The 25116-nt window shown below is 72.1% G+C and carries 23 protein-coding genes; 13 read left to right on the top strand and 10 right to left on the bottom strand.

Annotated features, from left to right (window positions below):
• Positions 1–36 precede the first annotated feature (36 nt).
• The 4 genes from ACZ6QO_RS35385 (at position 37) to ACZ6QO_RS35370 (ending at position 2458) form a co-directional block, all read left to right on the top strand.
• Positions 37–225: a hypothetical protein gene (locus ACZ6QO_RS35385; RefSeq protein ID WP_465857473.1), complete on the top strand. Its 189-nt coding sequence runs from the start codon at positions 37–39 to the stop codon at positions 223–225.
• Between the two features lie 66 nt (positions 226–291).
• Positions 292–648, top strand: coding sequence for a Sec-independent protein translocase subunit TatA (gene tatA / locus ACZ6QO_RS35380; RefSeq protein ID WP_465857471.1), 357 nt, complete (start codon positions 292–294; stop codon positions 646–648).
• A 44-nt stretch (positions 649–692) separates the two neighbouring features.
• The gene (tatC, locus tag ACZ6QO_RS35375) at positions 693–1553 is read left to right on the top strand and encodes a twin-arginine translocase subunit TatC (RefSeq protein WP_465857469.1); all 861 of its coding nucleotides are present in this window, start codon (positions 693–695) and stop codon (positions 1551–1553) included.
• A gap of 164 nt (positions 1554–1717) precedes the next feature.
• The gene (locus ACZ6QO_RS35370; RefSeq protein WP_465857467.1) at positions 1718–2458 is read left to right on the top strand and encodes an MBL fold metallo-hydrolase; all 741 of its coding nucleotides are present in this window, start codon (positions 1718–1720) and stop codon (positions 2456–2458) included.
• A 79-nt stretch (positions 2459–2537) separates the two neighbouring features.
• Here ACZ6QO_RS35370 and ACZ6QO_RS35365 read toward each other — a convergent pair whose 3' ends face one another.
• Positions 2538–3548: an NADP-dependent oxidoreductase gene (locus ACZ6QO_RS35365; RefSeq protein WP_465857465.1), complete on the bottom strand. Its 1011-nt coding sequence runs from the start codon at positions 3546–3548 to the stop codon at positions 2538–2540.
• A gap of 161 nt (positions 3549–3709) precedes the next feature.
• Between ACZ6QO_RS35365 and ACZ6QO_RS35360 the strand changes: the two genes are divergently transcribed.
• Positions 3710–4597, top strand: coding sequence for a diacylglycerol/lipid kinase family protein (locus ACZ6QO_RS35360; protein ID WP_465857463.1), 888 nt, complete (start codon positions 3710–3712; stop codon positions 4595–4597).
• Between the two features lie 80 nt (positions 4598–4677).
• Here the strand turns inward: ACZ6QO_RS35360 and ACZ6QO_RS35355 are convergent, their stop codons facing one another.
• Entirely contained in the window at positions 4678–6207 is a 1530-nt protein-coding gene (locus ACZ6QO_RS35355) for a carboxylesterase/lipase family protein (RefSeq protein WP_465857461.1), read from the bottom strand.
• A 136-nt stretch (positions 6208–6343) separates the two neighbouring features.
• Positions 6344–6700, bottom strand: a complete 357-nt coding sequence (locus ACZ6QO_RS35350; protein ID WP_465857459.1) for a nuclear transport factor 2 family protein — start codon at positions 6698–6700, stop codon at positions 6344–6346.
• A 112-nt stretch (positions 6701–6812) separates the two neighbouring features.
• On the opposite strand from ACZ6QO_RS35350, the gene ACZ6QO_RS35345 reads away from it, so the two are divergent.
• From ACZ6QO_RS35345 to ACZ6QO_RS35330, 4 genes are all read left to right on the top strand, one after another.
• Entirely contained in the window at positions 6813–7286 is a 474-nt protein-coding gene (locus tag ACZ6QO_RS35345; protein ID WP_465857457.1) for a MarR family winged helix-turn-helix transcriptional regulator, read from the top strand.
• Positions 7287–7552: 266 nt separating this feature from the next.
• Positions 7553–10303 (top strand): DEAD/DEAH box helicase, encoded by a 2751-nt coding sequence (locus tag ACZ6QO_RS35340; RefSeq protein ID WP_465857455.1) that lies wholly within the window; start codon positions 7553–7555, stop codon positions 10301–10303.
• A gap of 447 nt (positions 10304–10750) precedes the next feature.
• On the top strand, positions 10751–11404 hold the full coding sequence (locus ACZ6QO_RS35335; protein ID WP_465857453.1) for an MIP/aquaporin family protein: 654 nt from the start codon (positions 10751–10753) through the stop codon (positions 11402–11404).
• Between the two features lie 16 nt (positions 11405–11420).
• Complete coding sequence (locus ACZ6QO_RS35330; protein WP_465857451.1) at positions 11421–11990, top strand: ferritin-like domain-containing protein; 570 nt, start codon at positions 11421–11423, stop codon at positions 11988–11990.
• Positions 11991–12060: 70 nt separating this feature from the next.
• On the opposite strand, the gene ACZ6QO_RS35325 is transcribed toward ACZ6QO_RS35330, so the two are convergent.
• Both ACZ6QO_RS35325 and ACZ6QO_RS35320 read right to left on the bottom strand, forming a co-directional pair.
• Positions 12061–13461, bottom strand: a complete 1401-nt coding sequence (locus ACZ6QO_RS35325; protein ID WP_465857450.1) for an RNB domain-containing ribonuclease — start codon at positions 13459–13461, stop codon at positions 12061–12063.
• A 32-nt stretch (positions 13462–13493) separates the two neighbouring features.
• Positions 13494–14399, bottom strand: coding sequence for a 5'-3' exonuclease (locus ACZ6QO_RS35320; RefSeq protein ID WP_465857448.1), 906 nt, complete (start codon positions 14397–14399; stop codon positions 13494–13496).
• 120 nt (positions 14400–14519) lie between these two features.
• Between ACZ6QO_RS35320 and ACZ6QO_RS35315 the strand changes: the two genes are divergently transcribed.
• Both ACZ6QO_RS35315 and ACZ6QO_RS35310 read left to right on the top strand, forming a co-directional pair.
• Positions 14520–15635, top strand: a complete 1116-nt coding sequence (locus ACZ6QO_RS35315; protein ID WP_465857446.1) for a M24 family metallopeptidase — start codon at positions 14520–14522, stop codon at positions 15633–15635.
• 174 nt (positions 15636–15809) lie between these two features.
• Entirely contained in the window at positions 15810–16958 is a 1149-nt protein-coding gene (locus ACZ6QO_RS35310; RefSeq protein WP_465857444.1) for an acyl-CoA dehydrogenase family protein, read from the top strand.
• A gap of 76 nt (positions 16959–17034) precedes the next feature.
• Here ACZ6QO_RS35310 and ACZ6QO_RS35305 read toward each other — a convergent pair whose 3' ends face one another.
• Complete coding sequence (locus ACZ6QO_RS35305) at positions 17035–17616, bottom strand: DinB family protein (protein ID WP_465857442.1); 582 nt, start codon at positions 17614–17616, stop codon at positions 17035–17037.
• A gap of 110 nt (positions 17617–17726) precedes the next feature.
• On the opposite strand from ACZ6QO_RS35305, the gene ACZ6QO_RS35300 reads away from it, so the two are divergent.
• Positions 17727–19286: a phospholipase D family protein gene (locus ACZ6QO_RS35300; RefSeq protein ID WP_465857440.1), complete on the top strand. Its 1560-nt coding sequence runs from the start codon at positions 17727–17729 to the stop codon at positions 19284–19286.
• Positions 19287–19325: 39 nt separating this feature from the next.
• On the opposite strand, the gene ACZ6QO_RS35295 is transcribed toward ACZ6QO_RS35300, so the two are convergent.
• From ACZ6QO_RS35295 to ACZ6QO_RS35280, 4 genes are all read right to left on the bottom strand, one after another.
• Positions 19326–20426 (bottom strand): NADH:flavin oxidoreductase/NADH oxidase, encoded by a 1101-nt coding sequence (locus ACZ6QO_RS35295; RefSeq protein ID WP_465857438.1) that lies wholly within the window; start codon positions 20424–20426, stop codon positions 19326–19328.
• Between the two features lie 204 nt (positions 20427–20630).
• Complete coding sequence (gene katG / locus ACZ6QO_RS35290) at positions 20631–22862, bottom strand: catalase/peroxidase HPI (protein ID WP_465857436.1); 2232 nt, start codon at positions 22860–22862, stop codon at positions 20631–20633.
• Positions 22863–22892: 30 nt separating this feature from the next.
• A complete protein-coding gene (locus tag ACZ6QO_RS35285; RefSeq protein WP_465857434.1) occupies positions 22893–23330 on the bottom strand; it encodes a Fur family transcriptional regulator in 438 nt (145 codons plus the stop codon).
• 168 nt (positions 23331–23498) lie between these two features.
• Entirely contained in the window at positions 23499–24323 is an 825-nt protein-coding gene (locus ACZ6QO_RS35280) for a class I SAM-dependent methyltransferase (RefSeq protein WP_465857432.1), read from the bottom strand.
• A 70-nt stretch (positions 24324–24393) separates the two neighbouring features.
• On the opposite strand from ACZ6QO_RS35280, the gene ACZ6QO_RS35275 reads away from it, so the two are divergent.
• Positions 24394–24981 (top strand): TetR/AcrR family transcriptional regulator, encoded by a 588-nt coding sequence (locus tag ACZ6QO_RS35275; RefSeq protein ID WP_465857430.1) that lies wholly within the window; start codon positions 24394–24396, stop codon positions 24979–24981.
• Positions 24982–25116 lie beyond the last annotated feature (135 nt).

Here is a 25116-nt window from a genome sequence, read left to right as displayed (position 1 = left end):
GGCGCGTCCCGGCGGGCTTCGGTAGAGTGCCCGGACATGACCTGGATCTTCGTCGCGGTCGGCCTCGGCGTCGCCGGGGTGGTGCCGCTGGCCGTGCTCTCGGCGCGCGTCGTGGTGGCCGCCCGGGGGCTCTCACGTGAAATCGGGCGGGCCAACGGCCGTCTGGCGCCCGTCCGAGGGCGGCTCAGCGCCGTGATCGGCGCATCTGGGCGCGCAGAGGGGTGAATCAAGTGGCGGCGGCAGCGTACGATCGAGGCTGAGAACGCACGTCGCCTGGCGTAAGGATGTGTCATGCCATCACTTGGTCCCATGGAATGGATCCTCATTCTGCTGGTCCTTGTCCTTCTTTTCGGCGCCAAGAAGCTCCCTGACACCGCCAAGGCGCTCGGTCAGTCGCTTCGGCTGTTCAAGAAGGAGACCACCAAGCTGCACGAAGAGGACGAGGCCAGGGCCGCGGAGACCGCGACGGCCCAGCCGGCCGCGGCGCCGCAGCAGGCCATTGCTCCGGTGACGCCCTCCGTCGAAGACCGGCTCCGCCTGCTGGAGGAGGAGAACGCCCGGCTGCGCGGCGCCCAGGCCCGCCCCGCCGACGCTCCGGTGAACAGCGCTCCGCTGTCCCAGGCGCAGAAGGACCAGGGGTCCGCCTGACCGCCGACTCCTGTCCCTGACCGCTCGCGAGACCAGGACGCCCGATGGCATTGCTCAAACGGTCAAGCCCCGAAGGCAAGGACCAGCCCGCCGCTGATCCCGACGGCCGCATGTCGCTCATGGATCACCTCCGTGAACTGCGCAATCGTCTGGTCAAGGCGATTCTCGGCCTCACCTTGGGCACCGTGGTCGGGTTCGTCTTCTTCGACCGCATCTGGGACTTCATGGTCGGCCCCTACTGCCGACTCCCTGCGGCCTACAAGCTGAAGGCCGGCGAGTGCACGCTCGTGCAGCAGAGCGTGTTCGAGGGCTTCATGGTGAACCTCCAGGTCGCCCTCATGTTCGGCGCGGTGGTCTCCGCGCCCATCTGGCTGTACCAGGTGTGGGCCTTCGTCACGCCGGGCCTCTACCGCAACGAGCGGCGCTACTCGCTGTCGTTCCTCGGCCTGTCGGTGCCGCTGTTCGCCGCAGGCGCGGCCCTCGCCTACATCACCATGGACAAGGGCCTGTCGCTGCTGTTCGGGTTCGCCCCCGACAACGTGATCCAGCTCATCAGCATGGACCAGTACGTCGGGTTCATGATGGCGATGCTGGTCATCTTCGGCCTGTCGTTCGAGGTCCCCCTGCTGCTGGTGTTCCTCAACTTCATCGGCGTGCTGCCGTTCCGCATGGTGAGCAAGCACCAGCGCATGGTCATCTTCCTGATGTTCGTCTTCGCGGCCATCGCCACGCCGAGCCAGGATCCGATCACCATGCTCGCCTTGGCGCTGCCGATGGTCGGCATGTTCCTGATCGCGGAGGTCATCATGTACCTCCACGACCGGAAGAGGGAACAACTCGACGCCGAGCGTCAGCGGCAACTCGAAGAGGAACTCGACGGCACCGCGTCCACGCCGCTCGACTAGACGCCCTCGACCGTGGGGATGACCACGAACGATCACCGGGTCCGATCGCGCGGTTCGGCGGCGAGGGCGGCCCTTGAGCAGTCGCGGCATGGCTTGCCTCGCAGGACGGAGGGGCGCACGCCCGAGCCCTCCATGACCGGTGTGAGGGCTGGCATCCTGTACGGATGCGACAAGTGACCGTCCTTGGCAGTTGTGGTGCGTTTCCCGAGCCGGGCCGTGCCTGCAGCGGGTTCGCGGTGGACTGGGACGGCTACCGGCTGCTGCTCGACTTGGGTTACGCCACGCTGCCGCGGCTGCTTGCGCACTGGCCGGACGGCGCGGTGGACGCTGTCGTCGTCACACACGAGCACCCCGACCACTGCATCGACCTGCACGGGCTGTTCCGGATGCGCTTGTACGGCGACCCCGGTGGCCCACGGCTGCCGTTGTACTGCCCGCCGGGCGTGCTCGACCGGCTCGGCGGGCTGGAGCCCGACGTCGACCTCCACGCGGTCTTCGACGTGCATCAACTGCCTGGCGGTCACCAGGTGGGGCCGTTCGCCCTCACCGGACTGCCGCTGCCGCACTACGTGCCCAACGCCGGCGTCCGCCTTGAGGCCGACGGGGTCACCCTGGCCTACACCGGCGACACCGGTCCGACTCCCGCGCTCGCCGAACTCGGGCGTGACGCCGACCTGTTCATCGTCGAGGCCACCGACCATGACGGCGAGACCGACCGCCCCACCCGCAATCTGCTGGCCTCCTCGGAGGCCGGTCACTGGGCCCGCCGCGCACGCGCACGCCGGTTGATGCTCACCCACTTCTGGCCGGGCAACGACCGGGCCGCATCGGTGGCCGCCGCCCAGAAGGAGTTCGGCGGTGAGGTGCTGGCGGCCGAGGAAGGACTCACCGTCACCCTCGGGTGAGACTCATCTGTGCGGGGCCCATGCTCCGGCGATCGCGCTGCTCGGCTGCTCGCGGTGCACGACGGCACCGTCACGAGGATCAGGCGAGGCGCACCAGCATCTTGCCGAGGTTGTCCCCGCGCAGCATGCCGATGAACGCCTCCGGGGCGTTCTCGATGCCGTCGACGACCGTCTCGTCGGCCCGCAGCAGGCCTTCCCGCAGCCAGCGGCCGACCTCGGCCACCAGGTCCGGCGTCCGGCCGGCGTGGTCGCTGACGATGAACCCGCGCAGGGTGAGCCGGTTGGTGACGGCCAGCCAGAGGTTGCGCGGGCCCGGCGGCGCCTCCTCCAGGTTGTAGCGCGAGATCGCCCCGCACAGCGCGGCCCTGCCGAACGGCTTCAGCGACGAGATCGCCGCTTCCAGGTGCTCGCCGCCGACATTGTCGAAGTACACGTCGATGCCGTCCGGCGCGGCCTTTTTGAGCTGTTCGGCCACCGGGCCGTTCTTGTAGTTGAACGCCGCGTCGAAGCCGAGTTCGCCGGTGAGGTGGGCGACCTTGGCGTCGGATCCGGCGCTTCCAACGACCCGCGGCGATCCGCGCAGCTTCGCGATCTGCCCCACGATGCCGCCCACCGCGCCGGCGGCGCCGGAGACGAAGACGGTGTCGGCCGGCCGCATCGCCGCGATGTCGAGCAGTCCGACGTACGCGGTCAGCCCGACCATGCCGAGCGCTCCCAGATAGGCCGAGAGCGGCGCGGCGGCCGGGTCGACCTTGCGCGAGCCGGCGGCGTCGAGCAGCGCGTACTCCCGCCAGCCGAGCCCGTGCTGGACCATGTCGCCGGCGGCGAGTCCGGGGTCGGCCGACGCGACCACCTCGCCGACCGCCCCGCCGTACAGGGCTTCGCCCAGACGGTACGGCGGGGCGTAGGACTTCACGTCGTCCATGCGCCCTCGCATGTACGGATCGACGGACATCACCAGATTGCGGACGACCACCTGGCCCGGGCCGGGTTCGGGGACCTCCGTCTCCACCAGCCGGAAGTTGTCGGCGGTGGGCCACCCCGTGGGGCGGGACGCGAGGTGTATCTCACGGCTTGTCCGGTTCGTCATGGTTCCACGTTAGGCGTCGCCGGCGCCGGACCGCCTGGGCGGCCCGGCCTTGCCTGCGGTGCATCCGGCCGTCGGAGTCATCACCCACTCCGATGATCGTGGCGCGTACTTTCCCGGCCTTGACCCTAGCTTGACGAGTTCTATACCTATAGGTTCCGAGAGTGGCTGGTGAGCTGGTCGTTCTCGTGAATCCCGCGGCCCGTGGCGGCCGCACCCTCCGCCTCCTGGACCCGGTCGTGCGCCGCCTGCGGGAGGGCGGCAGGCCGGTCTCGGTGATCGTCGGGACCTCCGCTCAGGACGCCCTCGAACGCGCCTGCACGGCCGTCTCCGAAGGCCCCGAGGCCCTGGTGGCGTTCGGCGGCGACGGGCTGGTGCACCTGGCCGTGCAGGCCGTGGCCGGCACGGAGGTGCCCCTCGGCCTCATCCCCGCAGGGACCGGCAACGACTTCGCCGCCGCCCTCGGCATTCCCCGCAACGACCCGCTGGCCGCCGCCGCGATCGTCGCCTCCGGCGGCGTCCGCACCGTGGACGCCGGCACGATCGGCGCGGACGAATGGTTCGCCGGCGTCGTGGCCTGCGGCTTCGACTCCAAGGTCAACGAGCGGGCCAACCGGCTGACCGGCCCGCCCGGCAGGTCCAAGTACCTGTTCGCCACCCTGCAGGAGCTGCGCTCGTTCACCCCCGTCCCGTTCCGGCTGACGATCGACGACGAGGTGATCGAGCAGGAGGCCATGATGGTCGCGGTCGGCAACACCCACTCCTACGGTGGCGGCATGCGGGTCTGCCCGGACGCCGTCCCGGACGACGGGCTGCTCGACGTGCTGATCGTCGGCCCGCTGCCCACGTCCGCCTTCCTGCGCACCTTCCCCAGGGTCTACCGGGGCACCCACCTCGGCCACCCCGCCATCGCCTACCGCCGCGCCCGTACGGTCACCTTGGACGCGCCCGGCATCGTCGCCTACGCCGACGGCGAGCGCATCGCGCCCCTGCCCCTCACCTGCGCCGTCCACCCCGGCGCCCTCCGCGTCATCGCTCCGCGCTCTTCCTAGTCGCCTCCACCGCGCCGGCTACCGCATCCGGGAGTAGGAGCCCTGCCGTAGTCGACAGCGGAGCGGTTTTCCTGGCCGCTCTACCGCGCCAGCAGCGGGAGCGCGGGGAAGGTGTGGTCCTGCCACAGCAGCCGCGAGGTCTCCTCCGGGTAGGCGGTGACCGCCGAGGGCGTGTCGAAGAGCTGCGCGAGGCGGCGTCCGGCGTCGTACGGTGGCCAGCCCGGGTCGCCGTGCGCGGCGAACGCCGTCCACGCTTCGCGGATCCGCGCGGACAGCTCCTCCGCCGCCGGGGAGGGCGGGTCGCCGATCAGCATGGCGGGCCGATTGCCGCTCAGGTTGCCGAAGACGAGCGGCACGTCCAGGCCGTGGCAGGCGCCGAGGCCGCCGCCCAGCCCCGGGGCGGGCCAGGTGAGTTCGTACAGGTGGGCCCGGCCGCCGCCGGCGATCTGCGCCTCGGCGAGGCGGAGGCTCGGCATGCGGAACAACCAGTCGGCGTTGACCAGTTCGTACATTTCCTCGTCGGCCGCGGCCGGGAACGCCTCCCGGTACCGGCGCGCGCCGTCCGGGCCGGGGGCGAGCATGCGCAGAGCGGTCTCGGTCTGCTCGTGCGTGACCTGGCCGAGCACGCCGTCGATCAGGCTGAACAGCCGGTGCTCGTCACGCGTGTGTCCGACGAGCAGCTCGACGTCCCGGGCGGCGCCGCCGGCCAGCGCCTGCCAAGGGGTCGCCGGCAGGACGTCACCGTCGACGACCGGTGCGAACGGGATCGGCCGGTGGGCGATCCGTCCCCAGCGCTCCCGCGACTGGACCATCTTGGCGAAGATCGCGTCGCCCGCGGCGGGCAGCAGGGCCGGATCCACCGCCGACAGGCCGGACACCGTGGGCGGCACCCCCAGCTCGGCGGCGCAGGCGGCGGCGATGTCGGCGGCCAGCTCGGGGGAGAAGAACGTCCCCGGGACGCTCTGCGCGACCGCCCGGCGGAAGAGCCCGGCGGCGCGCGGCATGGCGAGCAGCGCGGCGACCGATCCGCCGCCCGCCGACTGCCCGAAGACCGTGACCCGGCCGGGGTCGCCGCCGAACACCCCGATGTTGTCCCGAACCCAACCCAAGGCCGCGACCTGGTCGAGCAGTCCCCGGTTGGCCGGGGCTCCGTCGATCTGCGCGAAACCCTCGACGCCGAGACGGTAGTTGAGGGTCACGACCACGGTTCCGCTTCCGGCCAGGTGCCCGGCGTCGTATTCCGGCAGGCTCGCGTCGCCCATGGCGTAACCGCCGCCGGGGATCCACACCATCACCGGGAGCCCCGCCGCCGGATCGGGTTCCGGCGTCCAGACGTTCAGCGTCAGCCAGTCGTCGCCGGCCGTGTCCTGGGACACCCCCAGCACGCCGGACTGCGGGGGCGGCGGGCCGTACGCGACCGCCGGGCGCACGCCGTCCCAGCCGCGCGCTGGCCGCGGCGCGGCGAAACGGAGGGCGCCGACCGGCGGCTCGGCGAACGGGACGCCGCGGAAGACCGCCAGGCCCGCCTCCCGGACGCCGCGCAGGACGCCGGCCGCCGTACGGACCTCCGGCCCGGACTCGGACGGCTTGCTGGATGCGGCGACGGCCATCGCGCGGTCTCCTCCCCGTTCACGATCGCCCCGAGCATTCCAGCGCCCACCGGCCACGAGCAAACCATTTAGCCCCGGCCCCCTGAGGCGAAGACCTCGCCGGCGTCCGGCCGGGCGAGTTCGCGGTGGATCGCCGTCAGTCGGTGAGCAGCAGCGTGTGCAGGGTGGTGATCAGGCCGTCGGCGACCAGCGCGATGTCGACGCCGCGCACCACGGGCGGCTGGCCCGCCGGGCCGAAGTTCCACGGAAGGTAGCCGAGATCCGCGCTGACCTGGACCGGGCCGCCGGGCGTGAAGACGAAGCCCGGCGCGCCGTCGAGGATCATCCGGGCCTTGGCGTCGAGTGCGTCGTGGCCTTCCACCGTCTCTTCCGGGTCGGAGAACCGAACCTCGGGGGCGTACGTCCGGGCGATCGCGGCCCGGCGCCGCTCATCGTCGCGCTCGTTGAAGACCTCCAGTAGGTTCGCGTTCATGAGCTGCTCGATCGTCGCCACCGCGTACTCCTCCCCATGGTCACGCCCCGCTCGGGCGCGATTCCCGTACGATATATGACGCGTCAGGTAAATATCCGATCGGGGCTCTCCGAGTGATCGCTAGGTGCGGACAGTGGTGGACGAGGCGGCGGAACCCGGAAGTCTGAACCCGGTCGAACTGAGAGCGTGGCGCGCGCTGATCGAGGTCACGCCGCTGCTGCGGCAACGTCTGGATCAGCTGCTGATGGCGGACTCCGGGCTTTCCGGCAGCGACTACCCGGTCCTGGTGACCCTGCACGAGCGGGGTGGGCGGCCGGTCCGCTCGACCGAGCTGGCCGACCTGATCGGCTGGGAGCAGAGTCGCCTGTCGCACCATCTCGCCCGGATGGAACGCCGCGGGCTGATCCGGCGGGGCCGCCACCAGGCCGACAACCGGGTCGCCGAGGTCCACCTGACCGACGAAGGCCGCGCCGCTTTCCTCCGTGCTGCCAAGGGCCATTCGCGGGCGGTACGCGCCCATTTCGCCGACGTGCTCACCATCCCGCAGTTGGAGGCGCTCGCCGAGATCATGGAGACCCTCAAGCGCCACCTCGACTCCTCGCGATGACCCCCGAGCGGAGGCTCTGGTGTGAGCCACAGTCGCACGATGGTACGAGAGCGCCGCTTTGTGCTTTCCGGCCGCAGCGAACAGATGGGCCTGATATGCCTCCGGCACGGCGAACCGCCGTCCCCGTCCCTCGCCGTGCCGTCTACCAGGAGGCGCGCGACGGGTGATCGCTCCGCGCGCTGCCGGGCGTGCCCTCCATCGCCGGCGGTCCGGGGCGGCGATGGAGGGGACGGGACCGGAAAGCGGTTATCGGTAGGCTGAACTGCATGACGACGCCTGCGGAACGCTACGCCGCATTCCGTGAGAAGCACGCCGCCGGCGGGCCCGCCCTCACCTCCTTCCGCGGCCTGTACGACTTCGAGCTGGACGAGTTCCAGCTCGACGCGTGCAAGGCCCTGGAGGCCGGAGACGGCGTGCTCGTCGCGGCCCCGACGGGCTCCGGCAAGACCGTCGTGGGCGAGTTCGCGGTGCACCTGGCCCTGGAGCAGGGCAGCAAATGCTTCTACACCACGCCGATCAAGGCGCTGTCCAACCAGAAGTACAACGACCTGGTGCGCCGCTACGGGGCCAAGAAGGTCGGGCTGCTCACCGGGGACAACAGCGTCAACGGCGACGCCCCCATCGTCGTCATGACCACCGAAGTGCTGCGCAACATGCTCTACGCCGGCTCCTCGACGCTGGCGAACCTCAGCCACGTGGTCATGGACGAGGTGCACTACCTCGCCGACCGCTTTCGCGGCGCCGTGTGGGAAGAGGTCATCATCCACCTCCCCGAGTCGGTGCGCGTCGTGGCCCTGTCGGCGACGGTCAGCAACGCCGAGGAGTTCGGCGAGTGGCTGGGCGAGGTCCGCGGCGACACCACGGTGATCGTCGACGAGCACCGGCCCGTGCCCCTGTGGCAGCACATGCTGGTCGGCGACCGGCTGTACGACCTGTTCGTCGACGAGGACAACCGGCCGCGCATCAACCCCAGCCTGATGCGCATCTCCCGCGACGAGCAGCGCCTGGCCCAGGCGCGCGGACGGCGCGGCTACTCCCGGCCGCGCCGGTCGGCCAACTCCGTCAGCCGCTCCGACGCGATCGAGAAGCTCGACTCCGAGGGCCTGCTGCCCGCCATCACCTTCATCTTCTCCCGGGCCGGCTGCGACGCCGCCGTCATGCAGTGCCTGCACGCCGGCATCCGGCTCACCACCGACAGCGAGCGCCACGAGATCCGCCAGATCGTCGACGAGCGCACCGCCCACCTGCCCGACGAGGACCTGGCGGTGCTGGGCTACCTCGAATGGCGCGACTGCCTGGAACGCGGCCTGGCCGCCCACCACGCCGGCATGCTCCCCGCCTTCAAGGAGGTGGTCGAAGAGCTGTTCACCCGCGGCCTGGTCAAGGCGGTGTTCGCCACCGAGACGCTCGCGCTCGGCATCAACATGCCCGCGCGGTCGGTGGTCATCGAGAAGCTCGACAAGTGGAACGGCGAGACCCACGCCGACCTCACCCCGGGGGAGTACACCCAGCTCACCGGGCGGGCCGGGCGGCGCGGCATCGACGTCGAGGGTCATGCCGTGGTGGCGTGGCAGCCCGGCATGGACCCGGTGGCGGTGGCCGGCCTGGCCAGCACCCGCACCTACCCGCTGCGCTCCAGCTTCCGCCCGTCGTACAACATGGCCGTCAACCTGGTCGGGCAGGTCGGCAGAGGACGCGCCCGCACCCTGCTGGAGGCCTCCTTCGCCCAGTTCCAGGCCGACCGCGCGGTCGTCGGCATCGCCAAGCAGGTTCGGCGGGCCGAGGAGGCCCTGGAGGGGTACTCCGAGGCGATGACCTGCCACCTGGGCGACTTCCAGGAGTACGCGCGCATGCGCAGGGAGCTGTCCGACCGCGAGGCCGACCTGTCGCGCCAGCGCGGCACCGCGCGCCGGGCGCAGGCCGTCCGCTCGCTGGAGGCGCTCAAGCCCGGCGACGTGATCCGCGTCCCCGGCGGGCGGCGCGCGGGCCTGGCCGTCATCCTGGACCCTGGCCTCACCATGCGAACCGAGGGGCCCTCGCCGCTGGTGCTGACGATCGGCAAGCAGGTCAAGCGGCTGTCGGCCGCCGACTTCCCGGTGCCGGTCGAACCGGTGGAGCACCTGCGCATCCCCAAGGGGTTCAACCCGCGGGCGCCCAAGGACCGCGCCAACCTGGTCGCCACCCTGCACGCCAAGATCGGCGACCGCGACCTCGGCCGCCCGGTGCGGGTCCGCGACCACGACGCCGACGCCATGGCGGGCCGCGGCTCGGCCCCCGGCACCCCCGAATGGGAGATCGCCGAGCTGCGCCGCCGGCTGCGCGCCCACCCCTGCCACGGCTGCGACCAGCGCGAGGACCACGCCCGCTGGGCCGAGCGCTACTACAAGCTGCTGCGCGAGACCGAAGGGCTGCGCCGGCGGGTCGAGAGCCGCTCCCACGTGATCGCGCGCACCTTCGACCGGGTGTGCGGGGTGCTGGACCAGCTCGGATACCTGGACGGCGAGGCCGTCACCCCCGAGGGGCGCAGGCTCGCCCAGCTCTACACCGAGCTGGACCTGCTCACCGCCGAATGCCTGCGGGCGGGCATCTGGGAGGATCTCGACCCGGCCGAGCTCGCCGCCTGCGTGTCGTCGCTGGTGTTCGAGTCCCGGCAGGCCGACGACGCGCGGCAGCCGAGGATCCCGGCGGGCGGCGCCAAGGAGTCGCTGGCGGCGATGGTCCGCATCTTCGCCGAACTGGAGGACATCGAGCGCGACCACGGCCTGTCGTTCGTCCGCGAGCCCGACTTCGGGTTCGCCTGGGCGGCCTTCCGCTGGGCCAAGGGCCACACCCTGGACGCCGTGCTCACCGACGGCGACCTGGCGGCCGGCGACTTCGTACGCTGGGCCAAGCAGCTCATCGACCTGCTCGACCAGGTGGGCAAGGCGGCGGTCCAGCACAGCAAGGTCAGGCAGAACGCCGGCAAGGCCATCGACGCGCTGCGCCGGGGCGTGGTCGCCTACTCCTCCGTCGTCTGACCGGGCGGCCGCCCGGCCCGGCCGGGGCCGTTCCCGGTCCGCCCGCGCCGCGGGGGCGAGCGGGCCGGGGACTCCGGCGAGCCGGTTCGCCGGGGCGCCGCCAGACCTGCGGCGCGCCGGCAGCAGCAGGAACGTCGCGGGGGACCGGCGGGCGGCCGGCATCGCGGCGGCTCCCGGCCGGCACAGGCCCTTGGGGGTTGGCCCGAGGGTTCACCAGCGACGGCATGGTGTTCGATCCGCAGCGCACGGGTGGCAGTGATCGAGGCGCGCATTTCAGCGGATGCCGGGCCATCTTGCAAGGCGCTCATTTCCGGCTCGGCGGGCCGTAAGGAGCCGTAAGGAGCCGTAAGCGCTCCGCAATCTCCAGGGGCCGAGGCGCATGGCACGATCTGGATGCGCTGCCGCGGAGCGTGATCGGTCTCGGTCCACAAGCTGAGAGGACTGTCTATGCGCAGCTACATCACGGAGTTCATCGGAACGTTCTTCCTAATTCTCACGGTCGGTGCCACGGTCTTGACCAATACACCCCTGGCGCCGGTGGCCATCGGCGCGATCTTGATGGTCATGGTGTACGCCGGAGGACACGTCTCCGGCGCGCACTACAATCCCGCCGTGACCTTGGCCGTGCTGCTCCGCGGCCGGATCAACCTGTCAGACGCCGTCCCGTACTGGATCGCCCAGTTGGCCGGAGGCGTTGTCGCCGCGCTCACCGCTTCCTACATCGTCAATCCCAGCAGGGTGCCGGTGCTGTCGCCCTCAGGCCGAGGGCTGGTGGCCGCGCTGCTGGCCGAGGCGCTGTTCACCTTCGCGCTCGCGTATGTGGTGCTGAACTCGGCCACCAGCAGGGATCACCCGGGTAACAGCTTCTATGGTCTGGCCATCGGGTTCACCGTGGCGGCCGGCGCGTTCGCGGTGGGCGGCATCTCGGGCGGGGCCTTCAACCCGGCCGTGGCCGTCGGCGCCGCCTCCATGGGGCTGTTCGCCTGGGACAAGATTTGGATCTGGCTCCTGGCCGAACTGGTGGGCGGCGCCCTGGCCGGGGTGGCCTTCCTCGCGCTCAACCCCAAGGAACGCGCCCCGCTGGAACTCTCCCTCACCTGACCGCCTGGAGCAGACCATGATCAGCGCGCGCGAAGTCGTCGAGCGAGCGGGTGTCGATGTGAACATCTTGATCGGGCGGCTCGCCTCCGCTGCCGCAGTGGAGTTGAGCGCCGTCTACCGTTACACGATCCTGACGGTTCATCCGCTCGGTTTCGCGGATGAGGAACTGCGCCAGATTCTCAAAGACATCCGCGATGAGGATCGACACCATTTCGACGCGCTCGTCAGCCGCATCTACGAGCTGGACGGAAGGCTCCCCGAGGACATCCGGCAGTTCCTGGAAAGCAGGCTCGCACGGCCAGAGGACACCACGGCCGACGTACGCGATCCGGTGACGACACTCGTCGAGGACGTACGACGTGCCGTCCACCCATATGACGGCCTGTGCGACCTCACCGAAGGCAGAGATCAGCGCACTTGTCTCCTGGCCCAGGCGATCCGCAACGAGAAGATCGAACACATGGCGTGGCTGGAAGAGTTCCTCGGCGCAGGCCCGGCTGGGCGCTTCCACCGCGGTTTCCGCGGTCGTTCTCCCTTCCTCGCTCGCCTGGCCACCACTCCCGAGGAGGCAGAACCAACAGCGTGACCCTGAGCATCATGGTGGCCGACGTCCAGGAGTCCTTTCCTGTCAGTTGAGCATCAGGACGGCACCTCTATCAGGCGATGCTGAAGCGGACCTCGCGGGTGAGCAGGTCGGCGCGGGTCAGCCGCACCCGCACCTTCTCGCCCAGCGGCAGGTTCTCGCCGTCGCACCGGGCCACGATGGCGGGCTCGGCGACCTGGACGACGCCTCCCGGCCGGCCCTCCTCGACGTCCACCACGACCGCGTCGAAGGCCTGGCCGACCCGGTCGCGCAGCACGAACGCCTCGACCAGGTCCAGGCAGGCCCGCTCGGCGGCGGACGCGCGGCGCCCGCCGCCCGCCATGAGCGCCGGCAGCGTCGACAGGGCCTCCTGGACCGGTTCGGGAACCGCCACCCCGGCCGCGACGGCCAGGCACACCTCGGTGCCGTACCGGTCGACCAGGCGGCGCAGGGGAGCGGTCACGTGCGCGTACGGCGCGGCGACGGCGGCGTGCACGGCGTCCCTGGGCGGCTCGCCGTTGAAGGCGGTGTACCCGGCGCCGCGCAGCAGCACCGTCGCCTCCTTCAGGAACGCGGCGCTCGCGGGCGTCTTCGGGTCCAGGCCCGCCACCACCTCTCCCAGGCCCGCGCCGCCGGGCCAGCTCACCCCGAGGGCCGTGGCGATCCTGCGCACCCGCGCGACGGTCTCCGGCGGGGCGGGCGGCAGCGTGCGCAGGACGCCCATCTCGGCGTCGAGCATCATCGCCGCCGCGGCCATGCCGGTCATCAGGGAGATCTGCGCGTTCCACGTCTCGGCCGGCAGCGGCGTGCGGAACTCCACCCGGTAGCCGTCGCCGTGCGCGACCACCTCCTGCTCGGGGGTGGGCAGCGACACCCCGCCGCGCTCCCGTTCGAGGGCCAGGCGCAATTCGCCCACCACGGGCAGCAGCCGCAGCGTCCCGTCGGCCGTGCCGGTCTCCACCGCCGCCTGCACGTAGTCGTAGTCGAGCCGCTCGCGGCTGCGCACCAGCGCCCGTGACACGTCGGCCCCGATGGTGACGCCGTCGGCGTCCAGGTCGACGCACCACAGCGCCGCCGGCCGGACGACGCCCGGCAGCAGGCTGGCCGCCGCCTCCGACAGCACCGGCGGGTGCAGCGGGACGCGCCCGTCGGGCAGGTACAGCGTCTCGCCGCGCTGTCTCGCCTCGCCGTCGATCGCGCCGCCCGGCCGCACGAAGGCGGCGACGTCGGCGATCGCGTACCACACCCGGAAACCCCGGGGCCGTTCTTCGATGCACAGCGCCTGGTCCAGGTCCATCGACCCCGGCGGGTCGACGGTCAGCAGCGGCAGGTCGGTGCGGTCGGGCAGGGACGGCAACGGCGCCGCCGCCGCCCGGTCGGCCTCCTCCAGCGTCGGCCGGGGGAACTCCTCGGGCAGTCGCAGCTCATCGCGGATGCGTTCGAAGCCCTCGGCGAGCCGGGGAGCGTCGGACACATGAATCGTTCTATGACTCACAATGGAGGATCTTATGGGGCAAGCGCGGTGAGCAGCCGGTTCAGCGGACCGTCCAAGCCATAGCGGTCGGCCAGCGCCACCAGCGCCTCGGGGTCGCGCGCCGCGGCCGGCCGGGTGATGGGGACCTCCGGCAGCGGCGCGTCGTGGGCGACCTTGACGACCGCGGGCGCCACCGCCAGGTAGTCGCGGGCCTTGGCCAGCTTGAGGCGGCTGCCGGCCGGGAAGCCGTCGGTGACGCCGTCGTCCAGGGCGGTGAGCACGGCCTCCAGCGAGCCGAACCGGGTGATCAGGGCGGCGGCCGTCTTGTCGCCGACCCCCGGCACGCCGGGCAGCCCGTCGCTCGGGTCCCCGCGCAGGGTCGCGTAGTCGGCGTACGCGCGGCCGGGGATGCCGTACTTGGCGCTGACCTGCGCCTCGTCGATCGCCTGCAGGTTGCGGATGCCCTTGATCGTGTAGAGGACGCGGCACGGCCGCTTGTCGTCGACCAGCTGGAACAGGTCGCGGTCGCCGGTGACGATCTCGACCGCGCCGGTGGCGCGGGCGGTGTAGGTGCCGATGACGTCGTCGGCCTCGTACCCCGGCACGCCGACACGGGCGATGCCGACCGCGTCGAGCACCCGCTCGATCACCGGCACCTGCGGGGCCAGGGTGTCGGGCACCTCCTCCTCGTGGCCGGTCGCGACCCGGTGCGCCTTGTAGGAGGGGATCGCCGCGACGCGGAACGCCGGCCGCCAGTCGGCGTCCATGCAGGCCACCAGTTCGTCGGGCGCGTGGGCGCGCACCAGCGTGGCGATCATGTCGATCAGCCCTCTGACGGCGTTCACCGGCATGCCGTCCGGGGCGGTCATCGACTCGGGGACGCCGTAGTAGGCGCGGAAGTACAGCGATGGGGTGTCGAGCAGCATCAACCCTGGCATGGGCCCATCCTCCCAGCACTCGCGCCCGCCCAGGACGGAGTCCCCTGCGGCCTTCCGGGCGAGTGCGGGTGGGACAGGGGGTGCGAACGGGTCAGATACCGGTGGAATACATTGGTCGATGTGACAACGACGTCCCTGGACCTCTACCCGGTGACCCGCGTGGCCGACGTGCGCGCCGCCACCGCCGCCGCCGGCATCGACGCCCTGCTGCTGACCCCCGGCCCCGACCTGCGCTACGTCACCGGCTACGACGCCCTCCCGCTGGAGCGGCTCACCTGCCTGGTGGTGCCCGCCGAGGGCGAGGCGTTCATGGTGGTGCCGCGGCTCGAACTCGCCGCCGCCGAGCACTCCCCGGCCTCCCGGCTGGGCCTTGAGTTCGTCGCCTGGGACGAGACCGACGACCCGTACGCGCTGGTCGCCCGCCGCGTCGGCCAGGTGGCGACCGTCGGCCTCGCCGACCGCATGTGGGCGATGCAGTCCCTGCGCTTCCGCTCGGCGATGCCGGGCGCCGAGCAGGTGCTGGCCGGGTCGGTGCTCAGGGAACTGCGCATGCGCAAGAGCCCCGCCGAGGTGGCCGCGCTGCGCGAGGCAGGCGCCGCCATCGACGCCGTCCACGCGCAGGTGCCGCAGCTGCTCAGGCCCGGCCGCACCGAGCGCGAGGTCGGCAGGGACATCGCCGAGGCCATCCTCGCCGCCGGTCACGCCACCGTCGACTTCGTCATCGTCGGCTCGGGCCCCAACGGCGCGAGCCCGCACCACGAGCTGTCCGACCGGGTCATCCAGGCCGGCGACCCGGTGGTCGTCGACATCGGCGGCCAGATGCCGAGCGGCTACTGCTCCGACTCCACCCGCACCTACAGCGTGGGGGAGCCGCCCGCCGACTTCTCGGCCTACTACCAGGTGCTGCGCGACGCCCAGGAGGCCGCCTGCGCGGCCGTACGGCCGGGCGTGACGTGCGAGGCGGTCGACGCCGCCGCCCGCGAGATCATCACCGACGCCGGGTACGGCGAGCGGTTCATCCACCGCACCGGTCACGGCATCGGGCTGGAGACCCACGAGGAGCCCTACATCGTCTCGGGCAACACCGAGGCGCTGGCGCCCGGGTTCGCCTTCTCCGTCGAGCCGGGCATCTACCTGCCCGGACGCCACGGCTCGCGCATCGAGGACATCGTGGTGTGCACCGAGACCGGCGCGGAGCGCCTCAACAACCAGCCCCACGGCCTCGTCGTGGTCTGACCGGCGGCACCGTGCCCACCGTCGCGCCCCGTTCCCGCCCCGCGGCCTCCTCGGGAGGCCGCCCGGCGGTGGGCCGGCTCCAGCGGACCTCCTCCGCGGGACGCCGCCCGGCGGGACGCCGCGCCCTCTTCCGTGCCTCCCTCTTCCCCGCCCCCCTGTGACCGGAGTGCTCCCATGGCGGTCGACCGCGCCCTGCCCACCCCCGAAGCCCACGACCTGCTGGACCTGGTCCGCGACATCATCGCCAAGGAGATAGCGCCGCGCGCGGCCGGCGACGAGGCCGAGGGCCGCTTCCCCCGCGACCTGTTCGCCACCTTGGGCCGCTCGGGCCTGCTCGGCCTGCCCTACCCTGAGGAGCACGGCGGCGCCGCCCAGCCGTACGAGGTGTATCTGCAGGTCGTGGAGGAGCTGGCGGGCGCGTTCCTCGCCGTCGGTCTCGGCGTTTCCGTTCACACCCTGTCGTGCTTCCCCGTCGCCGCCTACGGAGGCGACGAACAGCGCGAGGCCCTGCTGCCCGGCCTGATCGGCGGCGAGCTGCTCGGCGCGTACTGCCTGTCGGAACCGCAGTCGGGTTCGGACGCCGCCGCCCTCACCACCCGGGCCGAGGCCGCGGACGGCGGCTACACCGTGGAGGGCGTCAAGGCGTGGACCACCCACGGCGGCGTGGCCGACTTCTACACCCTGATGGCGCGCACCTCCGGCGACGGCGCCCGGGGCATCTCGTGCTTCCACCTGCCGGCCGGCACGCCGGGGCTGTCGTTCGGGCGGCCGGAGCGCAAGATGGGCATGCGCTCGTCCCCGACGGCCCAGGTGCGGCTGGACGGGGTACGGCTCGGCCCCGAGGCGCTGATCGGGAGCGAGGGGGAGGGCTTCCGCATCGCCATGGCCGCCCTGGACGGGGGACGGCTCGGCATCGCCGCCTGCGCCGTCGGGGTCGCCCAGGCGGCCCTGGACACCGCCACCGCCTACGCCCGCGAACGCCGCCAGTTCGGCACCCGCATCGCCGACTTCCAGGGCCTCGGCTTCATGCTCGCCGACATGGCCACCCAGATCGCCGCCGCCCGCGCCCTGTACCTGGACGCGGCACGCCTGCGCGACGCGGGCCGCCCGTACGGCACCCGCGCCGCGATGGCCAAGCTGTTCGCCACCGACGCCGCGATGAAGGTCGCCACCGACGCCGTGCAGGTTCTCGGCGGCTACGGCTACGTCGAGGACTTCGCCGCCGAACGCCTCATGCGCGAGGCCAAGGTGCTGCAGATCGTCGAAGGCACCAACCAGATCCAGCGTCTGGTGATCAGCCGAGCCCTCACCAAGGAGGGCTAGCCGTACTGACCGGCGCTCTCACCAAGGACGCCTAGCCCTGACCGGGGCTCTCACCTCTGCCGGCAGGGCGAGGCCGTCACTGGCCGATGCGTCCGTCGATGCGCTCGCGCAACAGGTCGACGTGGCCCATGTGGCGGCCGTACTCCCACACCATCCCGACCAGCACCTCGCGCAGCGACATCTGCGCCCCGCCGCTGCCGTGCAGGTTCGCCGAGTCGTCGGCGGTGATGTCGAGACTGGGCGCCTCGGCCACGAACCGCTCGGCGAAGGCGACCTCCGCGCGCCACGCGTCCCACGCCTCGGCGACCACCTTGGGGTCGGGGACGGCGCCGTCGAAATCGCCGTCACGGTCGGTCTCGGAGCAGTACAGCTTGGGCACGTCCTGGCCCGCCATCAGCACCCGGAACGTGGCGCGCTCGACCTCGGCGAGGTGCCGTACCAGCCCCAGCAGCGACATCGTCGACGGCTCCACCGAACGCCGCGCCATGGCCTCCGCGTCAAGATCGGCACATTTCAGCTCCAGGGTGAGACGCCCGGTGCGCAGGGCCTCGACCAGCGTGGTGCGCTCGTCGCCCAGCGTGGGCCCGTTCTCGCGAGGGTCGTCGTCGGAGGGTTTGCCGTCCGCGGTGAACATGTCGGCTCGTCGTCGTGTCGCCATGGCCGTCATCATCGTGACGCGTGCGGCGCCCGGCAACTCATTTAACGGACGCCCGGGCCGCGGCCGGCGCCGGAGGACTGATCGGGGCCGCGGTGGGTAGCCGGGAGCGAATGCGGATCCAGGACTGGTTCCTCACCGACGAGGAGAGAGGCAATCCCGCGACCAGGCTCGACGCCTGGACCACGGGCAATGACGTGCGCCCGCTCGTCCACGGCGCGACCTACTTCGCCGAGCTGAAGACCTGCCTCGAAGGGCTGCGGCGGGGTGACCTGCTGGCCTTCGCGGACTGGCGGGGCGATCCGGACGAGCGGCTCACCGAAGGCGGGCCGGGCGTCGGCGAAGCGATGGCGGCCGCGGCGGGCAGGGGAGCGGTGGTCAGGGGGCTCATCTGGCGTTCGCACCTGGACAGACTGCGTTTCAGCTCGGCCGAGAACCGGCACCTGGGCGAGGGGATCGAGGCGGCCGGCGGGCAGGCCATCCTCGACACGCGGACCAGGCCGGGCGGCTCGCACCACCAGAAGTTCGTCATCCTCCGGCACGGCGACCCGGTCAAGGACGTCGCGTTCGTCGGCGGCATCGACCTGTGCCACAGCCGCCGCGACGACGGCGACCACCTGGGCGACCCCCAGACCTGCCCGATGCCGGAGGCGTACGGCGAGCGGCCGCCGTGGCACGACGTCCAGGTCGCCATCCGGGGCCCGGCGGTCGCGGAGGTGGAGAAGGTGTTCCGCGAGCGCTGGGAGGACCCCGCTCCCGCGACCAGGGATCCGCTGCGGCGGCTGCGCGACCACTTCGCCAAGCTGGACGACGCGCCCCCGCTGCCCGAGCCGGGCCCGCCTCCGCCGCCGGCGGGCACGCACGCCGTGCAGGTCCTTCGCACCTATCCCGCCCGGCACAGCGCCTACCCGTTCGCGCCGCAGGGCGAGCGGAGCGTCGCGCAGGCCTACCACAAGGTGCTGGGCAGGGCCCGCAGGCTGGTCTACCTGGAGGACCAGTACCTGTGGTCCACGGACGTGATCGAGCCGTTCGCTCAGGCGCTGGAGCGGGAGCCCGGCCTGCGGATGGTGATCGTGGTCCCGCGCCATCCCGACCAGGACGGCTGGCTGGCCGGGCCCGCGAGCCTGATCGGCAGGGTCGAGGCGCTGGACAGGCTGCTCACGGCGGGCGGCGACCGGGTCGCGATCTACAATCTGGAGAACCGTGAGGGCACCCCCGTCTACGTCCACGCCAAGGCCTGCGTGGTCGACGACGTGTGGGCCTCGGTCGGGTCCGACAACGTCAACCTGCGCTCGTGGACGAACGACTCGGAGCTGAGCTGCGCCGTCCTGGACGAACGGGAGGATCCGCGTCCGCCGCACGGCGCCGCCAGGTTCGCCCGTGAGCTGCGGCTGACGCTCATGGCCGAGCATCTGGATTTGCCCGACGCCGGTGCGGAGCTGGACGGACTATGTGATCCCGTGGCCGCGTTCGACGCCTTCGCCGCGTCGGCGGCCAGGCTCCAGGCCTGGTACGACGGCGGCCGGAAGGGCCCGCGCCCGCCGGGGCGGCTGCGCCCGCACCTGGTCCCCGAGCTGACCCGGTTCCGCAGGATGCTCGCCGCGCCCCTCTACCGGCTCGCCGTCGACCCCGACGGCCGCCCGTCGTCCATGCGCCGCTCCCGGCGTTTCTGACCGAAGCGTTTCTGAACGAAGCGTTTCTGAACGAAGCGGTCAGGCGCGGTGGTACTGGACGGGGGTGGCGACCTGGCCTCCGAGCTCGTTCGCGACCCGGCGGGCCCAGAAGGGGTCGCGCAGGAGTTCGCGGCCCAGCAGGACGGCGTCCGCCTGGCCCGAGGCGACGATCTCCTGGGCCTGCGCGGGCTCGGTGATCATGCCGACGGCCGCGGCGGGCACTCCGGCGTCGTTGCGGACCTGCTCGGCGAAGGGCACCTGGTAGCCGGGGCCCGTCACGACCTTGGCGCGCGGGGCGACGCCGCCGCTGGAGACGTCGATCAGGTCCACGCCGCGGGCGTGCAGCTCCTTGGCGAGACGGACGGTGTCGGCCGCGGTCCAGCCGTCGCGGTCGTCCTCGGGGTTCTCGGTGAGCCAGTCGGTCGCGGAGACCCGGAAGAACACCGGCAGTTCCTCCGGCCACACCGCCCGTACGGCGTCGACGACCTCCAGGGCGAAACGGGTACGGCCCTCGAACGAGCCGCCGTACTCGTCGGTGCGGTGGTTGCTGTGCGGGGAGAGGAACTGGTTGATCAGATATCCGTGGGCGCCGTGGATCTCGGCGACCTGGAATCCGGCCTCCAGCGAGCGCCGGGCGGCGTCGGCGAACTCCTGGACGATCGCGGCGATGCGGTCGGCGGTGAGCTCCTCGGGCGTCGTCGACCCGGGCGCGAACGGGATGGCGCTGGGGGCCAGCGGGGTCCAGCCGTACGGCTCGTCCGGGGCGATCGGGCGCCCGCCGTCGACCCAGGTGCGCTCGGTGGACGCCTTGCGTCCCGCGTGGGCGAGCTGGATGGCCGCGACGGCGCCCTGTGACCGCAGGAAGGCCGTGATGCGCTGGAACGCCGCCACCTGGGTGTCGTTCCAGATGCCCAGGTCATAGGGGGAGATCCGGCCCTCGGGGCTGACGGCGGTCGCCTCGGTGACGATCAGGCCGGTCCCGCCGGAGGCGCGCGCGGCGAGGTGGGCGAAGTGCCAGTCGGTCGGGACGCCCGCCGTCGCCTCCTCCGGATCCGCGCTGTACTGGCACATCGCCGCCATCCAGATGCGGTTGGGGATGGTCAGCGACCGAAGGGTCAGCGGAGTGAACAGCGAGGTCATGTGGAGACTCCTTGTGCTCGCCTGTGCGGCCGGCCGTCGGGAGGGGGCGGGTCACCCGCCCGCGATGATGTGACAACGCTGATGATAATTGCATACGCCTGATATTTATTCCAGCAGATATCCCGCGCACGCAATCATCGGATTGCTCTCCATCCCCGGCGGCGGCGTCCAGGCCGGCCGCGCGGGCCGGCCTGGACGCGGCGATCAGACGAGGTCGAACCGGTCGAGGTTCATGACCTTGTCCCACGCCGCGACGAAGTCCTTCACGAACTTCTCCTTGGCGTCGTCGCTCGCGTAGACCTCCGCGAGCGCGCGCAGCTCGGAGTTCGAGCCGAAGACGAGGTCGGCGCGGCTGCCGGTCCACCTGACCTCGCCCGTGGCGGCGTCGCGACCCTCGAAGGTGTTCGCGTCCCCGGACGTCGCCTTCCACGTCGTGCCCAGGTCGAGCAGGTTGACGAAGAAGTCGTTGGTCAAGGTCCCCGGCGTCGTGGTGAGAACGCCCAGCGGCGACTGCCGGTGGTTCGCGCCCAGGACGCGCAGGCCGCCGACGAGGACGGTCATCTCGGGGGCGCTCAGCGTCAGCAGGTTGGCCCGGTCGAGCAGCAGGTACTCGGCCGGCAGCCGGTTGCCCTTGCCGAGGTAGTTGCGGAACCCGTCGGCGGCCGGCTCCAGCGCGGCGAACGACTCGACGTCGGTCTGCTCCTGCGAGGCGTCCACGCGGCCCGGGGTGAAGGGGACCTCCACCTCGACGCCGGCGTCCTTGGCGGCCCGCTCGACCGCGGCGCACCCGGCGAGCACGATCAGGTCGGCGAGCGAGACCCGCTTGCCGCCGCTCTGGGCGGCGTTGAAGGCCTGCTGGACCTCTTCCAGGGCGCGCAGCACCGTCGCGAGCTGGTCGGGGTCGTTGACCTCCCACCCGCTCTGCGGCTCAAGGCGGATGCGCGCGCCGTTGGCGCCGCCGCGCTTGTCGCTGCCGCGGAAGGACGAGGCCGCCGCCCACGCGGCGGACACCAGCTGGGACACCGGCAGCCCCGAGGCGAGGATGCGCTCCTTGAGGGAGGCGATGTCGCCGGCGTCGACGAGCTCGTGCGTCAGCGGCGGCAGCGGGTCCTGCCACAGCAGGACCTCGTCGGGGACCTCCGGGCCGAGGTAGCGCACGATCGGGCCCATGTCGCGGTGGGTCAGCTTGTACCACGCCCGGGCGAAGGCGTCGGCGAACGCGTCGGGGTTCGCAAGGAAGCGGCGCGAGATCTGCTCGTAGATCGGGTCGAACCGGAGCGCGAGGTCGGCCGTCAGCATCGTCGGGGCGTGACGCTTCGACGGGTCGTGGGCGTCCGGGACGGTGCCGGCGCCGGCGCCGTCCTTCGGCTTCCACTGGTGCGCGCCGGCGGGGCTCTTGGTCAGCTCCCACTCGTAGCCGAACAGCGTCTCAAGGAAGGAGTTGTCCCACGTCACCGGGGTGGGCGTCCAGATGCCCTCAAGGCCGCTGGTGATCGTGTCGGCGCCCTTGCCGGTGCCGAAGGAGTTCTTCCAGCCGAGGCCCTGCTCCTCGATCGAGGCGGCCTCGGGGTCGGGGCCGACGTGGTCGGCCGGGCCGGCGCCGTGGGTCTTGCCGAAGGTGTGGCCGCCCGCGATCAGCGCGACGGTCTCCTCGTCGTTCATCGCCATGCGGCGGAACGTCTCACGGATGTCGCGGGCCGAGGCCAGCGGGTCGGGGTTCCCGTTCGGGCCCTCCGGGTTGACGTAGATGAGGCCCATCTGCACCGCGGCGAGGGGCGTCTCGAGCTCGCGGTCGCCGGTGTAGCGCTGGTCGCCGAGCCAGGTCGACTCAGGACCCCAGTAGACGTCCTCGTCGGGCTCCCAGACGTCCTCGCGGCCGCCGGCGAAGCCGAAGGTCTTGAAGCCCATCGTCTCCAGGGCGACGTTGCCGGTGAGGATCATGAGGTCGGCCCACGAGATCTTCTGGCCGTACTTCTTCTTGACCGGCCACAGCAGGCGGCGGGCCTTGTCGAGGTTGCCGTTGTCCGGCCAGCTGTTGAGGGGGGCGAAGCGCTGCTGGCCGGCCCCCGCGCCGCCGCGGCCGTCGCTGATCCGGTAGGTGCCCGCGCTGTGCCACGCCATGCGGATCATGAACGGGCCATAGTGGCCGAAGTCGGCCGGCCACCAGTCCTGCGAGGTCGTCAGCACCTCGGCGATGTCCCGCTTCACGGCCGCAAGGTCGAGGGTCTTGAACGCCTCGGCATAGTTGAACCCGTCGCCGAGGGGGTTGGCCACGGCGGGGTTCTTCGCGAGGATCTTCAGATTGAGACGGTCATGCCACCACTGGCGGTTTCCGCCGCCCTGAGTCGGGTGCGGGGCGCGCTCGTGGGCGACCGGACAGCCGCCTTCGCCCTCCGTCTTGGCGTCGGTGACGATTGCGTCATGGTTCTCGGACATGGAATCCTTCCGGACTAGGGATCACAGTGCTCAGGAGCTGCGGGCGGTGGAACAGCCGGGGCACAGGCCCCAGTAGATGACCTCGGCCTCGTCGATCGAGAAGCCGTGGTCGTCGGACGCGGTCAGGCAGGGCGCCTGGCCGGTCGCGCAGTCCACGTCGGCGACGACACCGCACGACCGGCACACGAGGTGGTGATGGTTGTCCCCGACGCGTCCCTCGTACCGGGCCGGGCTGCCGGCCGGTTCGATGCGCCTGACCAGGCCCGCCGCGGTGAGCGCGTGGAGAGCCTCGTACACGGCCTGCAGGGAGACGTGGCCGACGCGATCGCGCACCCCGGAGGCGAGCGCCTCGACGCCGAGGTGGTCACCGTTCCGGACGGTCTCGAGCAGTGCGACGCGGGCGGCCGTCACCCGCAGGCCTGCCCTGCGCAGCTCATCGGCGGCGGTCGAAGTCTCGGGTGTGGTCATGGCGGAAAGACCTACCTTCATAAACACGAACTGCCCAAGACAACGAACGATCCCAGTCTAGTGCCGCGCCGGGCGGCGTTCACCCCCTAACGTCGCGACATGCCGTCCGACTTCGCGGCCTGGGGGCGTCGCCCCGTTCCTGCGCGGCCCCTGCTCCCGAAGCCCGGATCAGGCGTCGCCGGTACGCGCGGCGGTGACGACCAGCGTGGCGTAGCGCATCGTGAAGCCGCCGCCCAGCGCGTCGATGGCGGCGCCCATGCCGGCGAGCACCTCGCGCAACGTGGCCGGTGGGAGCCGGGTGTGCAGGCCGGTGGTGGGCACCTGGTCCAGCCATTCGTCCCGGGTGCAGTACTGCTCCCAGTCGAATCGCCACTGCTCCGGTTCGCCGAACGCGGCCGCCCGCCGGATGCCGTCGGCCGCCCTGTCGCACATCATCGGGTACGCGTCGGCGGCGGACGACACGCGCTGGTGCAGCGGCGAGTCGGGCATGACCCGGCGGTAGACCTCCATGATCGCCTCGCCGAGGTCGGGCGGGAGCTCCAGCGCGTTCCAGAACACGGCGAGCCGCCCGCCGGGACGCAGGACCCGCGCCGCCTTGGCGGCGCCGGCGACCGGGTCCACCCAGTGCCACGACTGCCCGGCGGTGACCGCGTCGAAGGTCCGGCCGGCGGCGTCCCACGCCTCGAACGTCGCCACCTCGACCTCGATGCCGCTCCGCCGCGCGAAGTCGGCCATCCGCGCGTCGGGCTCGACCCCGAGCACCTTGCGGCCGGCGGCCTGGAACTGCCGGGCGTCTATGCCGGTGCCGATCCCGACGTCCAGGAAGTCGGGCCCGGGGCTGGCGGCGACGATGCGGCTCACCATGGCCTCGGGGTAGTGCGGCCGAGTGCGGTCGTAGCGTTCGGCGTCCACGCCGAACGACTCCGCCACCTCCCGGGCTTGATGGGGTTCCTGCTCAGGGAAAGGCGTTCCCGCCTGCGGTAGAGTGGGCACATGCCCACCATAGTGGGCACTTGCCCACTCGACAACCGGGTGGGCCGGCCGGCCGGAAAGAAGGGTGCCCATGCCGACGGGAGTGCACATCCGCGACGTGCGCGAGCAGTTGTTCGGCGCCGCGGAGCGCGTCCTGCTGCGAGACGGGCCGAGCGCGCTGACCAGCCGGGCGGTCACCACCGAGGCGGGCTGCGCCAAGGGCGTGCTGCACCGGCACTTCCCCGACTTCGACGGGTTCCTCGCCGAGTTCGTGCTCGACAGCATCAACCGCATGGACGAGCAGACGGCCGCCCTGCGCGAGCGCGCCGGGACGGGCGACGTCGCCGGCAACCTCACGAGCGCGCTGACCGCGCTGTTCGAGTCGGTGGCCGTGGCGATCGTCGGCCTGGTCACCTCCCGCGACGAGCTGCGCGCCCGGCTGCGCGAGGCCTGGCCGGCCGGTGTCCCGGTGCTGACCGAGGCCGCCATCATGATCGCGGCCTACCTCGCCGCCGAGCGGGAACTGGGCCGCGTCGCGGCGGACGCCGACGTCGACACGCTCGCGGCCATGCTCGTCGGAGCCGCGCACATGCTGTTCGCCGACCGCAAGGGCACTCCGCCGCAGGAGGCGGCCGTCCACAAGGTCGTGACCGCGGTCATCGCAAGCGTCGTACGGTGACGGGGGGGGGGGGGGGGGGCCCCCCCCCCCCCCCCGCCCCCCCCCCCCCCCCCCCCCCCTCCCCCCCCCCCCCCCCAAACCCCCCCCCCCCCCCCCCCCCCCCCCCCCCACAACCCACTACAGCACCCCCCCCCC

The sequence above is a fragment of the Sphaerisporangium sp. NPDC049457 genome, assembly GCF_055586705.1.
The sequence above is the reverse complement of the archived record's forward strand: the minus strand, read 5'-3'. Positions and strand labels throughout refer to the sequence as shown.